General features: G+C 38.2%; 18 protein-coding genes and 1 pseudogene. 6 read left to right on the top strand and 13 right to left on the bottom strand.

Annotation, left to right across the window (positions count from 1 at the left end; translation table 11 throughout):
- Positions 1-91: 91 nt before the first annotated feature.
- Entirely contained in the window at positions 92-1,417 is a 1,326-nt protein-coding gene (locus tag L655_RS0107610) for an IS4 family transposase (protein WP_024604027.1), read from the top strand.
- A 46-nt stretch (positions 1,418-1,463) separates the two neighbouring features.
- Here the strand turns inward: L655_RS0107610 and L655_RS0107605 are convergent, their stop codons facing one another.
- The 10 genes from L655_RS0107605 to L655_RS0107560 form a co-directional block, all read right to left on the bottom strand.
- Positions 1,464-1,907 (bottom strand): helix-turn-helix domain-containing protein, encoded by a 444-nt coding sequence (locus L655_RS0107605; protein WP_008109361.1) that lies wholly within the window; start codon positions 1,905-1,907, stop codon positions 1,464-1,466.
- Between the two features lie 9 nt (positions 1,908-1,916).
- A complete protein-coding gene (locus tag L655_RS0107600) occupies positions 1,917-2,258 on the bottom strand; it encodes a DUF4258 domain-containing protein (protein WP_008109362.1) in 342 nt (113 codons plus the stop codon).
- Between the two features lie 702 nt (positions 2,259-2,960).
- Positions 2,961-3,692, bottom strand: coding sequence for a glutaredoxin (locus L655_RS0107595; RefSeq protein ID WP_008463945.1), 732 nt, complete (start codon positions 3,690-3,692; stop codon positions 2,961-2,963).
- Positions 3,693-3,725: 33 nt separating this feature from the next.
- Entirely contained in the window at positions 3,726-4,235 is a 510-nt protein-coding gene (locus L655_RS0107590) for a DUF305 domain-containing protein (protein WP_004588798.1), read from the bottom strand.
- Between the two features lie 140 nt (positions 4,236-4,375).
- A complete protein-coding gene (locus L655_RS0107585) occupies positions 4,376-4,894 on the bottom strand; it encodes a DUF411 domain-containing protein (protein WP_004588799.1) in 519 nt (172 codons plus the stop codon).
- 10 nt (positions 4,895-4,904) lie between these two features.
- Positions 4,905-5,393, bottom strand: coding sequence for a nuclear transport factor 2 family protein (locus L655_RS0107580; RefSeq protein WP_008109928.1), 489 nt, complete (start codon positions 5,391-5,393; stop codon positions 4,905-4,907).
- A gap of 22 nt (positions 5,394-5,415) precedes the next feature.
- Positions 5,416-6,324: a CopD family protein gene (locus L655_RS0107575; RefSeq protein ID WP_024604649.1), complete on the bottom strand. Its 909-nt coding sequence runs from the start codon at positions 6,322-6,324 to the stop codon at positions 5,416-5,418.
- A gap of 11 nt (positions 6,325-6,335) precedes the next feature.
- Complete coding sequence (locus L655_RS0107570; protein WP_004588802.1) at positions 6,336-6,743, bottom strand: copper resistance CopC family protein; 408 nt, start codon at positions 6,741-6,743, stop codon at positions 6,336-6,338.
- A gap of 22 nt (positions 6,744-6,765) precedes the next feature.
- A complete protein-coding gene (locus L655_RS0107565; RefSeq protein ID WP_024604648.1) occupies positions 6,766-7,629 on the bottom strand; it encodes a copper resistance protein B in 864 nt (287 codons plus the stop codon).
- A complete protein-coding gene (locus L655_RS0107560; protein WP_024604647.1) occupies positions 7,626-9,449 on the bottom strand; it encodes a copper resistance system multicopper oxidase in 1,824 nt (607 codons plus the stop codon). Before L655_RS0107560 ends, L655_RS0107565 begins: the two co-directional genes overlap by 4 nt.
- Positions 9,450-9,615: 166 nt before the next feature.
- Here L655_RS0107560 and L655_RS0107555 point away from each other — a divergent pair, with 166 nt between their 5' ends.
- Together L655_RS0107555 and L655_RS0107550 are read left to right on the top strand one after the other, a co-directional pair.
- Entirely contained in the window at positions 9,616-10,302 is a 687-nt protein-coding gene (locus L655_RS0107555; protein ID WP_004588805.1) for a heavy metal response regulator transcription factor, read from the top strand.
- On the top strand, positions 10,292-11,689 hold the full coding sequence (locus L655_RS0107550; RefSeq protein ID WP_024604646.1) for a heavy metal sensor histidine kinase: 1,398 nt from the start codon (positions 10,292-10,294) through the stop codon (positions 11,687-11,689). The genes L655_RS0107555 and L655_RS0107550 overlap by 11 nt, the downstream gene beginning before the upstream one ends.
- Before the next feature lie 659 nt (positions 11,690-12,348).
- Here L655_RS0107550 and L655_RS0107545 read toward each other — a convergent pair.
- A complete protein-coding gene (locus L655_RS0107545) occupies positions 12,349-13,416 on the bottom strand; it encodes a nitronate monooxygenase (protein WP_024604645.1) in 1,068 nt (355 codons plus the stop codon).
- Positions 13,417-13,504: 88 nt separating this feature from the next.
- Between L655_RS0107545 and L655_RS0107540 the strand changes: the two genes are divergently transcribed.
- Positions 13,505-14,374 (top strand): LysR family transcriptional regulator, encoded by an 870-nt coding sequence (locus L655_RS0107540; protein ID WP_024604644.1) that lies wholly within the window; start codon positions 13,505-13,507, stop codon positions 14,372-14,374.
- 232 nt (positions 14,375-14,606) lie between these two features.
- On the opposite strand, the gene L655_RS0107535 is transcribed toward L655_RS0107540, so the two are convergent.
- Both L655_RS0107535 and L655_RS0107530 read right to left on the bottom strand, forming a co-directional pair.
- Complete coding sequence (locus tag L655_RS0107535; RefSeq protein ID WP_024604643.1) at positions 14,607-15,530, bottom strand: nucleotidyl transferase AbiEii/AbiGii toxin family protein; 924 nt, start codon at positions 15,528-15,530, stop codon at positions 14,607-14,609.
- Positions 15,520-16,059, bottom strand: a complete 540-nt coding sequence (locus tag L655_RS0107530) for a DUF6088 family protein (RefSeq protein ID WP_024604642.1) — start codon at positions 16,057-16,059, stop codon at positions 15,520-15,522. The genes L655_RS0107535 and L655_RS0107530 overlap by 11 nt, the downstream gene beginning before the upstream one ends.
- A 378-nt stretch (positions 16,060-16,437) precedes the next feature.
- Between L655_RS0107530 and L655_RS1000000128490 the strand changes: the two are divergent.
- A pseudogene (locus tag L655_RS1000000128490) lies at positions 16,438-16,539 on the top strand (IS3 family transposase); the annotation flags it as partial.
- Between the two features lie 26 nt (positions 16,540-16,565).
- A partial coding sequence (locus L655_RS1000000126545) for a transposase (RefSeq protein WP_139016273.1) occupies positions 16,566-16,679 on the top strand: 114 nt, incomplete at its 3' end.

Below are 16,679 nucleotides of genomic sequence, written 5' to 3'. Positions count from 1 at the left end.
TAATGCCGATCAGTTAAGGTTAATTGATCGGTTGACCGATCTAAATGATCGTGAATAATCCGTAATTAGTTTCGCTAATTACGGTTTTTTTATGGATATTCAAACAGCTCTTTCAACCACCTTCTCATCTGCTGATGAATTTACAACGCTTGATAACTTATCTGGCATCTTAGATCCCGAATTACTTAACCAAGCTTTTGAAAAATCGGGTGTCGCCACCGTTCGTAAACGTCGCCTACCACTCGATGCTGTCGTTTGGTCTGTGATTGGTATGAGTTTATTTCGTCATGAATCTGTTTGGGATATAGCCTCTAAAATGGACATCGCCTTACCAGGTAAAGGGAAACTAGTTGCCCCTAGTGCCATGGTTCAAGCGAGACAACGCTTAGGTGAAGATGCTGTCGAGCAGGTCTTCAAGATGATGGCGTCACGGCATTATAATCATGCCCACTTCGATACATTTTGTGGCTTAAATCTATTAGCAGTTGATGGCGTTGTTTTTCGTACACATGATACGCCAGAGAATAAAGACGTATTTGGGTGTGGCTCAACCCAGTATGGTGAAAATACCTATCCGCAAATTCGGATGGTATGCCACATGGAGCTAACGAGCCATCAACTCATTAATTGTACTTTTAACGGGCAACATCAAGGAGAAATGACACTCGCTGAAGAGCTCATTGAAGGTACACCGGATAACTCATTAACCTTATTTGATCGCGGTTATTATTCATTAGGGCTTTTGCATCGTTGGCACCAAGCAGGGACTGAAAGGCACTGGATGATACCTGTCAGAAAAGGCTTAACCGTTGATACCATAAAGAAAATGAGTAAAAATGACCAGTTAGTGCGTCTTAAAACATCGCCACAAGCGCGAAAAAAGTTTACTGACTTGCCAGAGTTTATAGAAGCTCGGCTGCTTACTTACACGCATAATAATAAGCAGTATCAGATTCTTACATCAATGCTTGATGTAATGCGTTACCCATCAAAAGAAATCGCTGATTTGTACATGCATCGCTGGGAAATAGAAATAGGATATCGAGAAATAAAACAAACAATGTTGCACTCAAACTATATCCTACGCTCAAAAAGGCCGGATATGATAAGGCAAGAATTGTGGGGGTTACTAATTGCCTACAATATTATAAGAATAGCCATGCGTGAGGCAGCAGAGTTACTGGAAGTATGGCCAAATCAACTGAGTTTTTCTCATTGTTCAAGACATATCAATGTATTTCTGTTAACTATCCCACTGACAAGTCCGGGAAATTTACCAAAACGCTATGAGCATTTATTAGAAACGCTGACGCTATTTCAGTTACCAACAAGGCATCATGAGCGCAGCTTTCCACGATGTGTGAAAAAGAAACCATCTAAATATCCCTATAAAAAAAAGCCAGTCAGTGTTAACTGACTGACATTAGACTTAATGTCGGCTTTTTGGCTAAGTGGTTTAAGGCTTAGCTTTCTACTTCTTCCCAATGGTTTTCGATTTCTTCTAGGCGAATTACTTTTGCAGCTTCCTCAGCTTCAGTATCCGACAGTAAATCAAGAAAATAACTTACGGGATTATTTTGCTCTTGGCTTTCCATATACAAAGCTCTTAAAGCCGCATCTGTAGTACGTGGAATTTTTGTTTGACCTTTCTCATAACGTGCAATTGTCTGTTCATCCACACCAAAACGTGTCGCAAGCATTTTTTGAGAAACATTCATTTCAATACGTAAAAATTTAAATTCCTCATACGCAAGAGGCCTGTTGCTGTCGACAACAACCTGCGCTATTGCGCTATGAAGTCCGTTCATATCATCAATACTTGTATATTCTTCACCATCGATTTCTTCAACGGTAACACCATTTTTTAGATACACGTTTAATAAACCGCTTTCAGTATAATGGTACATATCAACCTCTTAATCTATCCATACAGTTACTAAAACTGACATAGGACTGTCATGATGATTCTTAAGTGCAACAGTCAACTCAATAACTTTGCCCGCTGCTAAACCTTTCAAGTTAAATTTCCAATCTCCGGAGGCCTCAGGGTATGGACCCTCTCTAAACACCGAATGTTTACTCTTAAGTAGAGTAATTATTTGTGCTGTAGTAACCCCTCGTTCATGCATGCGTTGTTTAACATGCTTGCTCCATCGAATCCTGTGGGTATAATTCTCTGCCAGATCATTCATTATTTTTCTGGCTGTTCCCTCTGTAAGTGGGAATTCTTTAACACCTTGTGGATTATTTTCAACCATGAACCACCTATCAATCTGATACCTATCATTTTGATAGGAAGGCAACGTATTGTCAACTATCACTTGAAAAAACTCTAAACGAACTTAGGGCCTGTTGATCTTTGCGGATTAAAATTTGTTCAAACTAGGGGCGGTTTAATCGCGGCGCGAGGTTTGTAACCTAGTGGACTAAGTAAAAACCGAGCAACAAAGAGTAAATCGCCCCTAGGCAGAACCCAAAGGGCAGCGCCTGTTTGGCATTGATGCTGCGTTATCACCTATTTATGGGGAATAACCACACCACATAGGCTCTGCCTTGCCTAAATACCAAACAGACTGCTGCAAATTTAACCTTGAAAGATCAATAGGCCCTAGTATCGCCGTCAGCAAAAACAACAACTACCACCTTCACAGAAGGGTGAGTTTCTTTCCTAACTCGTCTTGGGGCAGAAACGAGTTACGCTTTAATGTCCGCTATTGGCACAGAGCCGTCCTTCGGCTCAAACTTATTTTTGTCCAAAAACGAGTTTGTATGGACGTCTGCTTCTCGCTCATAGCAGTCTGCCTGATGAAGTCTAAACTTATTCACTTTAACTGTAAGAACTGATATGAGCTAGTACAGCTGATATGCTATTTACGACAAAGTCGCTCGGTAATTAGAGCGACATAATCCCTTGGTAATCACACTAGTACATCATCATGTTTTTAAATTAAAGCTGTTGTTTACTTAACAAACATCCAAATACCGGCAGCGATCATAAACAGGTTTTCTGTTAGGGAGATAAACCCTAGTGGTACGTTACTGTCACCGCCTACACACGCACATTTTAACTCTCGTTTATCTATATAGACTGCTTTTATCACTGAAACAGCACCAACCCCACCTATGAACAATGAAATAGGGGCAATAATATAGGCTGGTAATCCGGCTATCATTCCAATGCCAACAAATGCTTCTAAAAATGGGTAAACATAGGCGTACCTGACTACTTTCATAGCGACTAAGTCATAGGTTATAAATGAATTAGTAAAGCTAAATAAGTCTTGAAGCTTTTGTATTGCTAACACTGCCATTGTTAGGGCTACAAACAGTTCAGCGGTTTGCATTGATAATAAGCTATTATTCGCTGCAAAACTAAATGCCACACTAAGCAAAAAACTAACCGAAAAAATCGCAATCACGGGCGTGTAAGTTGTACCTTCTTGCCCAGCTTTTGGCTTATCAAAGTAATCGCGTAAGTCGACATAGCCACCTATACGTTTATTATCAATAAATGTTTGAGGTGTAGTTTCTACACTGTGTTGTTTTTTAAATTCATCTGTTTGCTCTCGAGAAGTTAATAGCTGATCATCAACTGTATATCCCTCTCGCTCTAGTAGGTCTTTTGATTTTAAACCAAACGGACAAATATGCTCATCTGTGGCCATTCTAAAAAGTTGGGCTGATTTACTCATGTTTAGCTCCCTTTTATGTATTGGTATAAAATTTTACTTAGCATTAAAATCCGGTACGGTCCTAGATTGTGCTTGCTCCTGAGTTTCTGCTAGGCCATTTTTCTCTATATCCTTTAGTAACCACTGCATTTCTTTAATCTCACGACGCTGTGCCTCAATAATATTTGTTGCAAGCTCTTGGACTCGCTTATCTTTGATTTTTGCCCTTTCACTGGTGAGTATTGCAATTGAATGATGTGGGATCATCGCCGACATCCATGAGCTATCATCAACAGTCGCTTGTGATCGAACTAAAAATAAACTTCCCGCAAATACGGTAACACTAGCAATGAGTACTGTTATATTTTTCTTTTTATCTTTATACATATTGAGCATGAAAAGTAGCATTATCACTGCCATCATGGCTCCCATATAAAGCGCCATATAAGTACGAGTTTCACTAAAAAAAACATGACTTAGCTGATAAGTATTCAAATACATCAGTACAAACATGACTAATGTTGATGTGGCTATCATTAAGAAAAGCTTTAAATACTGCGACATTAGATGGCTCCTTTCTATCATTTACTTTGTATATCATTTATACCAATGGGTAATTCTTACAGGTTATTAGGCGTAAACCCACTATATATTTAATCATTGAATCAATGTTTAATATTACATCAAGAGTTGTGCCATAAGTGTTAAAACTGCTCAGCGTATTTGCTAATATGCTTATAAGTATTTTGCTGTAAATCGTGCGTAAGCATTTCAATATTATATTTATAAAAGCGATCGCCCATTTCCATACCTGGCGTACCAGCAGGCATAGCGGGAACAGAGAGCCCTATCGTCTTTTCAGGATGTTGTTCAGCTAAAAACTGTTTTATATGTTTGGCGGGAACATGACCTTCAAATACAAATCCATCGGCTGAAACGGCTGTATGGCATGACCGCATATTTGGTTTTATTTGATACTGAGATTTAATCGTCCCCATGTCATTGACGTTAATTGCTTTTGTTTGAATATTGTTTTCGCTCAAATGAGCAATCCACTTATTACAACATCCACAATTTTTACTTTTATAAACGGTAAGCTCAATTTTAGGTTTTTCTGAATTCTCATAAGTTATTAATGCTTTATGTTGTTTTTCGATACTTATCGCCGAAAATGACATAGTTAATGATAAAAATAACGCTGAGGTAATGTAGATTACTCGCATTGTTAACTCCTTAATTTGACCAATGAATATGAGTGATTTTCCAACCTGTATCGGTGTTTTTTAATGTGATTGATTCCATTCCCATAGACTTAATATCTTTTCCTTTGTACTTTCCTTGAGTTTTACTTCTTGAAATTGAGTAAGCTATGTCTCCATTTGTGTAAACTTGATGCTCTAGTAGTTCACTATTAACAGCACTTAAGAATTTCATATCCGCTATCATATGATGTTTCGCGTATTCATCTGCAGAACGCTCAACACTTCCGCCTTCAAAAATGATGACATCGTCGGCCAGTAATTTACGTGCAGCTTCGCGATTACCTTGTTTTAGAGATGCATGAAATAGGCTGACTGTTTTTGCAGCCTCGCTATCAACATTGACAAAGGCCTTGCCTTTTTTTGAATATTTTTCATCGTCATGTGCACTAACAGTAAAAGAACTAACAGTGCTAAAAATTAGTAGCAATAAAATTTTTAAATTAAAGGATTTAATTAACATACGTTTCCCTTTTTATTAATCGTTAAATAGGCGGACCAACAAGTGTGGTAAATACACTTGTTGTAATAAGCACAAACAGGGCAATTACTATTTCAACAGTAATCGAGCGTTTTAATATACTTATATGGTGTTGTTGAGTGATTTGCGGGACTAAAAAAAGCTTATGCCATGCACCTAGGAGCAGCATCGCGCTGACGAGTAACAGCTTTAATAAAATTAGTTGCCCATAATCTGATGTAAACAATGCAGAAAATGACTCTAGGTACTGCAGGAGCAGAGTTAAGCCCGAAATAAGTAGTACAAATACAATAACAATAGCGAGTTGACCAAAGTAATGCATTAACCGCTTTACTTCACTGGTAGGTAGTAAAGTGCAGCTTTTGTAAAGCGGCCACAATGACCCTAACCAGCTCGCAATGGCAATAAGGTGAAAGGTTAAAATACTTTTCACTAACCCATTTTCGTTTGCACTGTGCCCAGTAAAAGTGAAGCTATAAGCGATAAACCCAAGCATGATTAGTATAACGGCACCGTTTTTATAACCTGCTACGTTATCATCTGATTCCACATTCCACATACATGCGCTAATTAGAGCAATAATAAGCGCTGGTATTCTAAACCTTGCTTGGTCACCTATGACTGATTGCCAAACAATTTCAAGCATAAAGGGGTCAAACATTCCCATAAAGCCTGATCCAGCCATTGCTCCAGCTTCTATAGGTACTTGTAAAAGTGCAGCAATACTACCTGTAACTACACACGTAATTTGCCAACGTTTTAAGAACTGATGAAAGCTAATTAAGTGATGCCCTGCAACATTGCTGTTGCCACACATAAAGCGCATTAATAAAGTGCCCGCAAGCCCTACAATTGCTATATAGCTTGCTAGTTTTAATAATAGTAAGAGCACTGACCATTCACTTAATTGCATGATGTTGCTACTCAATGATTATGTTTGCTGTGGGTATTAGATTGTTCTTGCATCATCTTATGCGATTCATTTTTATGTACCATAAATCTAAACGTGCCAGTCATTTTATGTCCATCACCACCCAGTGCTGTCCATTTAACCGTGTAAGTGCCTTGGGCTAGGCTCGGTAATGACCAATTAAAGTCTGTGCTTGGGGTGGCGCTGGGTTTGAAATCAAAGTTTATTGTTTTATTTTTTTCATCTTTGATGATGACTTTTGCTAGCCTTACTTCACCACTAAAAATTAACGAAAGTTCCTCTGGTCCTTGCATTAACATGGCTTCTTGTGCAGGTATTGATTGCTTGAGTGATATATGCGCTGATGCGGAAAATGTAAGCACTAAACCTAAAATGGCTACTGCAGAGTTAAAAAACTTCATAATTACCTCTTATTTAAAATGATTAAAACCAAAATTTAATACCCGCAACAAATGCGGTGTTGTTGCTACTTTGTCCTCTTGATGTGGCATAGTCGGCGGTATTGCCAAATTTATTGCTCCATTCAACGCCAATATAGGGCGCAAACTGGCGTGTAAATTCATAACGAACCCTAAAGCCAATCGCGCTGCTTGATAGGCCACTTCCAAGCTCGTTTTGTTTATCGTTTTTGCCATAAAGTGTAATTTCGGCTCGCGGTTGTATAATTAGCTTTTGCGTGAGTAGTAGTTCGTACTCTGCCTCTAACGTAAATGCGGTATTGCCTCGCTCACCTACGTATGCTGTCATATCAAGTTCAAACCAATAAGGGGCTAAACCTTGTAAGCCAAAAGCCAACCATTGCCGATTTTCACCTTCTTTATTGTAATCAAGACGAACACCTGCTTGAGTATCCCAATATGCTGATACGGCGTGACCCCATAAAATATCGGTTTGGTTTTCTCCAATACTTCCTTCGCTGAAATCACCCTCGGTTTTAATTACCAATCGATCAAAGGTAGTGCCGTACCATGCTTGTAAGTCAAATACACCTGCGTTTGCTTGCTCGTTATATTCAAGACGATCGCCTAGTAATGCGTAAAATGGATGCTCATCAGCGAGTGTTAATCGCTCATTGCCCTCAAGCGCATATGGGCCTTCTGTTAAAGTTGTTCCCGCAGAGTAAGCATGGGGGTCTCTTGCATCTTTAGGTGCACTTCCTCCTTGTGGTTGCATCTTAGCGCTATTCATTTGTGCCATTTCACTTTGCGCTAATAAAGGGAAACTAATTAATGAAGCCCCAGTTAACATTAATAAACTAAATGATTTAGATAGTTTTAATTGTTTCATGATACGACTACCTCTCTAAACATGCCGGCATCCATATGGAATAATAAATGGCAATGCCAAGCCCAGCGCCCTACATCGTGAGGGGTGGTTAAAAAGCTGATTCTTTGTGCGGGTTGAACAGGTATTGTATGACGTCGCACTTGCACATCACCTTGCTCGTTTTCTAAATCACTCCACATACCATGCAGATGCATAGGGTGCGTCATCATGGTATCGTTTTGTAAAATAACTCTTAAACGTTGGTTATGCTTCATATGCACTGGCGTGCTTTTACCAAATTCTAAGCCATCAAATGACCAGCTATAACGTTCCATATTTCCGGTTAAATGCAACTCAATTTCAGCTTCTGGCTCTTGCTGGTTAGTGATCCCTTCAAGTGAGTGTAAATCTGCAAGTGTTAAAACACGGCGACCATTTTTACGTAAACCAATACCAGGATCATCAAGATTTGTTCTAGGCATATCAACGCGCATATCAACTGAAGCTCCATACTCCGTTTTGGCATGACGCACTTTAGTGCTGGCAACTGCCAATGGGTTTTCAGACATACCATGTTTGCTATGATCCATCGCCATTGCACCGTGCTCCATAGCGCTATGATCCATTTCTTTAGAGTTCATACCTGACATGCCAGCCATACCTGCCATTGCAGAATGCTCACCGCCGTGGGTCATATTGCCCATCATATCGGTCATCGTTAACCATTCAACAGGGTCAAGTGCAGGTACTGGCGCATCAATATTAGGCGAGCTTGATAAAGTTCCTTTTGCGTAACCAGAGCGATCCATACTTTGAGCAAAAATCGTATAGGCATCATTTTTAGGCTCAACAATTACGTCGTAGGTCTCACCAGGGCCGAATCTAAATTCATCAACTGTCACTGGTTCAACGTTTTGCCCATCAGCTTGTACAACTGTTAGTTTTAGTTCGGGAATACGAACGTCAAAAAAAGTATTGCTTGAGCCATTAATAAACCTAAGTCTTACTTTTTCTCCAACTTTAAACATTCCTCGCCAATTTGACATTGGCGTACTACCGTTCATTAAAAAGGTCATTGCTGATGCAGATAAGTCAGCTAAATCTGTAGGATTCATTCTCATTTGATTCCACATTTTGCGGCGTTGCAAAGCATTCGAAACACCGCTATTTGAAACGTCATCAAAAAATTCTGGAACAGTGGGCTGATTGAAGTTAAATACATCACTCTGTATTTTTAATTTGCGGAACAGCGCCATTGGGTCATCATCAGTCCAATCAGATAATTGAATAACATGCTCGTTATCTGCACTAATAATATCTTTTTCTCGCGGTTCAATAATTAATGCACCGTACATGCCAGTCATTTCTTGAAAGCCACTATGTGAGTGATACCAATATGTACCGCTTTGTTGTAATTTAAATTTATAAACAAAGGTTTCGCCAGGCATAATGCCTTTAAAACTGATACCAGGTACGCCATCCATTTGATACGGTAAAATAATGCCATGCCAATGAATTGAACTCGGTACTGATAACTTATTTGTTACTCTAATAGTAACGTCATCGCCTTCTTTGAGGCGCAAGGTAGGGGCGGGTATAGAGCCATTGATAGTTGTCGCCATACGTACTACGCCAGTAAAGTTAACCGGCGATTCATCTATAACCAGATCAATTACTTTGCCGCTAAGTTCGGGCACAGTGCCTGTTATTGTTCCTGCTACTAAAGATGATGCAGCATGTAATACACTCGGAAAAGCAGCAAGTACACCTCCTGCAATTAAGCCTTGAACAAATCGTCTTCGTGGTGTGCTAACCTGTTGTGATGACTTTTTAAACCCCATTTCCTTACTCCTTCATACCAGAATATGTATTGAGTATAGAAAATAGACCTGTCTTAAACATGACGCGAACATTACAAAGTTGTAATGTTGGTGTCATGTTGCTGTAGTGACAGATACTGCATAATATTTGCAGAGGTAGTTGTTAGGACTTTAATGAAGGAATTGTATGCGCTTATTAGTTGTTGAAGATGAATCAAAGACAGGAGATTATTTAAAACAGGGACTAAGTGAAGCTGGTTTTCAGGTTTCTTTGGCGCGCAATGGACTTGACGGTCATCACCTAGCAATGACCGACTTATTTGATGTAATAATACTTGATGTCATGTTACCTGACGTATCCGGTTGGAAAATTTTACAGTCGCTACGTGAAGCAGATAACAAAACCCCAGTACTATTTTTATCTGCTCGCGATAGTATAGACGATAGAGTAAAGGGGCTCGAACTTGGTGCTGATGACTATTTAATAAAGCCTTTTGCTTTTGCTGAAGTTTTAGCAAGAGTACGCACTCTTATTCGCCGTGGTGTAGTACAAACAGTTGACGATATACTGATAGTTGCTGATTTAGAAATGGATATTCCAAAGCGAAAAATACAACGTGCAGGCAAGCGTATTTTATTGAGTAATAAAGAGTTTAGCTTACTTGAACTATTGTTACGGCGCGAAGGTGAAGTACTGCCACGTTCGTTAATTGCTTCTCAAGTATGGGATATGAATTTTGATAGCGACACCAATGTGATTGATGTTGCCATTCGTAGGCTAAGAGCAAAAGTTGATGATGACTTTACTGTTAAATTAATTCATACGGTTCGTGGTATGGGCTATAAATTAGAGGTTGAAACTGATGGCTATTAAGTCACGGCCTTTATCACTTACGATGCGTGTTGTGTTGTTTGTCGCTGTAACCGTTATTGCGTGCTTAACTTTAGTTGCCACCTTAATAAGTAGTTCGATAAAACATCATTTTTTCCAGCAAGATAGTAGTGAACTGCATGTTATTAATCAATCTATTGAATTAGTTTTAAGACAACAGTATAAATCAAACCTGAAACTTAAAAATGAATTATCTAACGCTGTAGCGGGTCATCACGGTGTTTACTATCAGGTAAATACCGCAAAAGGAGAGCTCATTTTTCAAAGTTCTGAACGAGATTTTAGTGATTTTGTAATGAGTGCTAATGCTTCAGCTGGCTTTAACCGTAACAACATTACCTCATGGCAAAATGATACCCACACCTACCGAGCTCTGGTGAGTAATTTAAGTACTGGGCAACAGCAATACAAAATTACTACAGCGATAGACATGAGCTTTCATTTACACTTTCTCAATCAATTTCAACAAAGCCTTTGGGCTATTATGTTTGGCTCTGCGGTACTCATTTTATTGGTGGCTTGGTTTGCTATACATCAAGGATTGAACCCTTTACGAGGTTTGAGTCAGAAAATGCATGACATCCAAACTAATAAGATGGATGTAAGGCTTGATGAAAATAAAGTGCCTATTGAGCTTATTAATATGGTGCAGTCGTTTAACTCGATGCTCGACAGACTCCAAGGTGAATTTATTCGTTTATCAAATTTCTCTAGTGATATTGCGCATGAGTTACGTACTCCACTAACAAATATAATCACTCAAACACAGGTTGGTTTATCTAAAAAAAGACAGTTGTTAGAGTATCAAGAATTATTGTTTTCTAATCTAGAAGAGCTGGAACGACTAACTAAGATGGTTAGTGATATGCTTTGGCTTGCAAAAACTCAGAATGGACTGGTTAAACCCGTTCAAAATACTCTAAAAAGCCATGATGAAATTGAAGCATTATTTGAGTACTTTGATGCTTTGGCTGAAGACTCATTGATTACATTTAAGAAAAAAGGTCAAAACTTTTGTTTTTATTGTGACAAATTACACTTTCGCCAATTATTATCAAACCTCCTATCCAATGCAATAAGGTATGCCCCAAAAGGCTCATCAATCACAGTAAATAGTGAAATATTTACCGCTGAAAAAATATGTATTTCAGTGATTAATACTGGGGAGAGAATACCTTCTGAGCATTTACCTTATTTATTTGACCGCTTTTATCGACCCGATAAATCGCGCCAACGACACAGCGATGGAGCTGGTTTAGGGCTTGCAATAGTTAAAGCTCTAGCGCAAGCAAACGGTGGAAATATAGAGGTCAGTTCAAATAATCAAACTACCAGCTTTAAGGTTTTTCTAAATTTAGCTAAAAGCTAATTATTAAATTTAATAACCCAATGTTTGCTTGTACCTCTAGACTTCCCAGTCTTTCATTAAACACCGGTTTATAATCTTAAAGTACAAAACGGAAGTAAACTTCCGATTTGTAAGCCTATATCACTATATTTCGGAAGCAAACTTCCGTTTCTAGTGCTTCAAAGGTAGTTATAGGAAATTTACTTTTGTTTTTCGAAAGCGTTAACCTAGATAGCTATATGAGCCACTTTTCGGGGGCTTATTTGAGCGAGAAGCAGACTGTCAGATAAAATCGTTTTTGGACAAAAATAAGTTTGAGCCGAAGGACGGCTCTGTGCCAATAGCGGACATTAAAGCGTAACTCGTTTCTGCCCCAAAACGAGTTGGAAAAATTACTCTAAAAGCCTACTTTAAGAATGGCGACCGTTCAAACTTTTGATTTTAAAATAATCCTCTATCATTTGTTGGGGTTATAAAGTATTCGCATTAACGGATAATGTGCACGAAACTGTATCTTACTTAAACTCTGAATTACCAAAGTAATTGGACCCAGCCAACTAGCTTAATAGATCTATAAATCCTCGTTTATCGTGGCTTTATAGATTTAGTACGGTTATCAAAAAATTTAGATTATTAAAAATTAAACATTACCAAACGATCTTGCCATAATGAACAGCAATTCACGTTTGCTTAGCCTCATTTATTTCTCTTTCTAGAGTTTTAATTAAGTTTTCCACAGTCATCTCTCTTGCTTTTGTAACTCCGGTGCCAGCCCATAATGCGCTATAATCATTTGAACTAGACTTAACAGCAGCATTGTTGAGTTGTTTTGCTAAGTCATAAGCATATGGATAATCAGGAATAGATGATAGTGGGAATTCATTTCCTGTTTTAATGATCTGGTTAATAATACCACGAGCGGGACGGCCTGAAATACAACTTGTTATCGTCGTCATACCTTTCTCGCACTGTTTGATCTTTGAGTGGTAATATTTTCCTACATTTGCTTCAGGGCATAGTAAAAAAGCAGTGCCCATTTGCACAGCCATCGCACCATTATTTAAAGCATTAAAAATATCATTTCCGTTCATGATGCCGCCAGCAGCAACTACTGGAAGTGAAGTCTGTAAAATAATTTTCTTCAATAAATGTATAGTACTAAGTTTTTCATCTGTCCTCGTGAGCTCAAATACACCTCTATGACCGCCGGCTTCAATTCCTTGCGCTACAACTATATCAATACCTGCTTGTTCAATTAAATGTGCTTCTTCTAGACTAGTTGCAGTCGCTAAGGTTGTAATCCCTAAATTTTTGAGAACTTCTAAGTATTCAGGGCAAGGCAGCCCAAAATGAAAGCTTACAATTTTAGGTTTAAGTTTTATTAATATGTCTATTTGCTTTGAGTCATTAAAAGATTGATAAATCTCCTTTAACTCTTTCGGAGGTAGAGTTTTAAATGAGTTGAAAGTTGGCAAAAATTGATTTATCCACTTTCTTTCTAATTCAATATTTTTTCTGGGGGTTTGATGACAAAACACATTAACATTAAAAGGCTTGTCTGTTAGTTTCATTGTATCAGAAATTGCTTTTTCAGCATCTTCATTAGACATTGCACCAATCCCAATAGAGCCAACTCCTCCAGCGTTAGTGACTTTAGCAGCCAATGATGGTGTTGATACACCAGCCATTGGAGCTTGAATTATAGGTAATTTAACACCTAACAAGGAAAGTAAAGATTTACATGGCATGTTAGAACCTCTATTTACAAAGTGAAGAATATATTATATTCTCATTTCGAGAATGTAATTAACTAAATACTATCAAAATGAGAATTAAATGAATAGTGGATCTCTTCGCATTTTTTGTACCGTAGCCGATTATGAAAGTGTAACCCAAGCTGCAATCCAGTTAAGGAGGGCACCTTCCAATGTAACAACAAAAATAAAGCAGCTTGAATCAGATTTAGGTGTCGAGCTTTTTATAAGGACTGGAAAAAAAATGAAACTTGCGTCATCAGGACGTAAATTTTACGAATATGCCCAGCAACTATTAGCTTTGGAAAATGAGGCAAGGCAAGCCATTATGGGTGAAAGTATAGGAGGGCAATTAATTATAGGGAGCATGGAAAGTACAGCAGCGAGCAGGCTGCCAAGCGTACTCTCTGAATATAATATCGCCTATCCCACCACAAATATTTCTCTAACTACAGGAACATCTATGCAGTTACTTGAGAAAGTCTCGAATGGTGAATTGGATTGTGCATTTTTAGCTTTACCTGATGTATTTGATAATGATAAAGCTTTAGTTGAGCTTGGTATAAATACACAAGAAGTTTGGTCAGAAGAACTATTGCTGTTAGTACCAATTTCCGAGAAGAAAACGAGTAACTTTAAAGATATTAAAGTTAGGAACCTTGTTTCATTCCATAAAGGTTGTACTTATCGTGAAATAGCTGAAAACATTTTAAATGTTAACTCCTCAATTGATTGGAAGATTCACGAAATGTCTTCATATCATGCGATGGCTGCTTACGTTGCTTCCGGAATGTCTGTCACTGTATTACCTAAAAGTGTGCTTGATTTAATGGATTTACCAGCATCAATATCATACTTAAGAATTAAAGAATCTAAAACCTTGATAATTTGGCGGAAAGAATTTGATGTGCCAGCTTTCAAGAACTTTCTTAAATTACTAACCAAACGATAATATGCCATATTTTATCTTTAAAAATAACTCTAGTTATGAAGAGCTATTTTCCGCCATTATCGCTCAGCTGTACTAGTTCAGCAGTAGAACCTTTTATCACCCCCTCACCTGTAAACCCTTTAAAAAGACTTTTTGCCGACTTCGCTTTTGTGATGGAGCACAAGAATGCCTAAACTTAACAATTTGGAAACCTTGGCAGTCCACTGACAAAAATAAGCTTTATGTAAGATTGCTATAGCCGAAATTCAGTACGGTGGTCCATCTGCATGCTTAATTCCTTTTTCGCAGACGAGAGTAATCCGATTAAATTTGATATCAAAAATTCGCGGAACTTGTCTTTGCCTAAAGTTCGCTCATATGCCTCTTGGCTTAAAAAGCGCTTCATTTCTTGATCGAAATCGCGTCCATTTACAATGCCTTCAATTGATGCAATTCTCGCATCAAGCAGCTCAATAAATCCCTCAATTTTATAATCGCTCACTTTCCTCTCAATGAGCTCCTTATTGATCGTAGCCCCTTGCTGTTGTAACCACATAAGATCCCAAATATCACGATGCCTAACATACCTTTGAGTCGCAGGAAGTGAGATAATTTTATCTGCCATTATCTCTTCTAATGATTCAACATAAATAAGTGTATCTTTATAGCCATCAGGCAAAAACGCATAATTCTGTTTCAGTGGCAGTGGTACTTTTGTGTGAGCAGGAATATTGGCAACTTCAATTTTAATCCTCTGTTTCGCAATACTTTTGTGCTCTGGCGCAGTGACTATTGCTATTTGCCATTTATCAATTCTTAAATCGGTATATTTAGGATCTTTTTTAAGCGAGTGAGGTTCCTTAACCGTTATTTCAAACCCATACCTGTCACCGATATACTCTTCGATTACATTTTTCATTTTTAATAATGTCTTGCTGTTGAAATCATAGCCTCCTGCGAAATCGAGGTCTTCACTGTAGCGATTAGAGCCGTAGCATAACCTTAAACTCGTCCCGCCTTGAAATACAATATCATCCAGCATACCTGCTCGGTCGAGCGCAAATAAAATATCGTAATGAAGTAGCTCTTTTTCAATTACAGGCTTATTACCTGAGCCGGCATTTTCTTCCAACGCCCTTTCAACTAAAAAATTAAAGTTCTCTCGTTTAGTCATCATGCATTACCTTCATATCAATTAAATGGGTATTTCTGCCAACCCGATTTAAGTCCCTCAGTGCAGCAGCCTTTGATGCTATTCTTAAAGGCCTATCAGTCTGGATAATGTAAGGAAGAATATCCCTAACTGCACGCTTAGTATGCGTAAACTCAATAACGCCATAAGGTGTTTTGTATTCACCTTTTGTCCCCGTAGTCATAAGCGTTAATCTGTCAATTGGGATCTGAGAAATTACACCGTACGCTGATAGCGCGGACTCTAAACTCACATAACTATATTCTCCACGTCTTAAGGCCGTTGCAATCAAGTCCAACGTATTAGATGTATTTTTATATCTAGATAAAGCATATACATAAACGCCCCTAGCCACTCTCTCCAAAATACTGCTCTTAACAAGGCGAGCAAGGCTTTCGTTTAGTGAGCGCGGAGAATCTTCATGAAAAATTTTAGATAAATCACGATGCAAAAAGACGTAGCGGCCTTTTCTGTCTAATTCATTCAGTCTTTGAATTGCTATTTCTTGCTTCACAATTAAGTACCTACTTATTACACTTATAAGCAGTATAACTAACCTCATAGTACAAATCAAAACTTTAAGTGAGCAGTTAAAACATATTTAGGCAGTATAACTAGATACTTAAATCGCGTGATGGCCCTATTTAGCAAGGATTAAAAAATCACCAAAGAGAAATTCAATATTAGACAGACAAAAGCAACCAGCTAGTTGATTTTTGCACTAAAAAACCACCATAAAGGGCGCTATGTGAAGTAATTAACTATGGCCACACAGTAGGCTTTCTCACTGGGGCTAAAAATGGCCAAAATATACTCGGTATTAGTTAAAAGCCCACCAAAAATACCTTTTAAGTTGCTAATAATTTGTCAAAACTATTAAGCTATCCCTGAGGTGGACAATTATATTCAGTTTTACAATTACAAACGTAGGCACTCTACGCTTTATTATATGAAGCCACATCAGAAATATAATGAATTAAAAAATGCCGCTTAGAATCTCTATAGACTTAGCTCACCGTTATTGGTCGAATTTATAATAAGCCCGACCATAGAAAAACGCTCGAAGGCATACTGTATAAGATGCGCACAGGTATTCCATGGCGAGATTTACCTTCTGATTTTGGCCGTTGGAGT

Source organism: Pseudoalteromonas sp. TAE79, assembly GCF_000498015.1.
GTDB lineage: Bacteria > Pseudomonadota > Gammaproteobacteria > Enterobacterales > Alteromonadaceae > Pseudoalteromonas.
This window is presented reverse-complemented; position numbering and strand designations above follow the sequence as displayed.

Coding starts and splice junctions, on each gene's coding strand:
- L655_RS0107600 (WP_008109362.1), bottom strand. CDS start 2,258: ATGGTTGAAAATAATCCACAAGGTGTTAAAGAATTCCCACTTACAGAG.
- L655_RS0107575 (WP_024604649.1), bottom strand. CDS start 6,324: ATGCAATTAAGTGAATGGTCAGTGCTCTTACTATTATTAAAACTAGCA.
- L655_RS0107535 (WP_024604643.1), bottom strand. CDS start 15,530: ATGATGACTAAACGAGAGAACTTTAATTTTTTAGTTGAAAGGGCGTTG.
- L655_RS0107560 (WP_024604647.1), bottom strand. CDS start 9,449: ATGGGGTTTAAAAAGTCATCACAACAGGTTAGCACACCACGAAGACGA.
- L655_RS0107595 (WP_008463945.1), bottom strand. CDS start 3,692: ATGAGTAAATCAGCCCAACTTTTTAGAATGGCCACAGATGAGCATATT.
- L655_RS0107565 (WP_024604648.1), bottom strand. CDS start 7,629: ATGAAACAATTAAAACTATCTAAATCATTTAGTTTATTAATGTTAACT.
- L655_RS0107585 (WP_004588799.1), bottom strand. CDS start 4,894: ATGCGAGTAATCTACATTACCTCAGCGTTATTTTTATCATTAACTATG.
- L655_RS0107570 (WP_004588802.1), bottom strand. CDS start 6,743: ATGAAGTTTTTTAACTCTGCAGTAGCCATTTTAGGTTTAGTGCTTACA.
- L655_RS0107580 (WP_008109928.1), bottom strand. CDS start 5,393: ATGTTAATTAAATCCTTTAATTTAAAAATTTTATTGCTACTAATTTTT.
- L655_RS0107550 (WP_024604646.1), top strand. CDS start 10,292: ATGGCTATTAAGTCACGGCCTTTATCACTTACGATGCGTGTTGTGTTG.
- L655_RS0107605 (WP_008109361.1), bottom strand. CDS start 1,907: ATGTACCATTATACTGAAAGCGGTTTATTAAACGTGTATCTAAAAAAT.
- L655_RS0107545 (WP_024604645.1), bottom strand. CDS start 13,416: ATGCCATGTAAATCTTTACTTTCCTTGTTAGGTGTTAAATTACCTATA.
- L655_RS0107610 (WP_024604027.1), top strand. CDS start 92: ATGGATATTCAAACAGCTCTTTCAACCACCTTCTCATCTGCTGATGAA.
- L655_RS0107555 (WP_004588805.1), top strand. CDS start 9,616: ATGCGCTTATTAGTTGTTGAAGATGAATCAAAGACAGGAGATTATTTA.
- L655_RS0107590 (WP_004588798.1), bottom strand. CDS start 4,235: ATGTCGCAGTATTTAAAGCTTTTCTTAATGATAGCCACATCAACATTA.
- L655_RS0107540 (WP_024604644.1), top strand. CDS start 13,505: ATGAATAGTGGATCTCTTCGCATTTTTTGTACCGTAGCCGATTATGAA.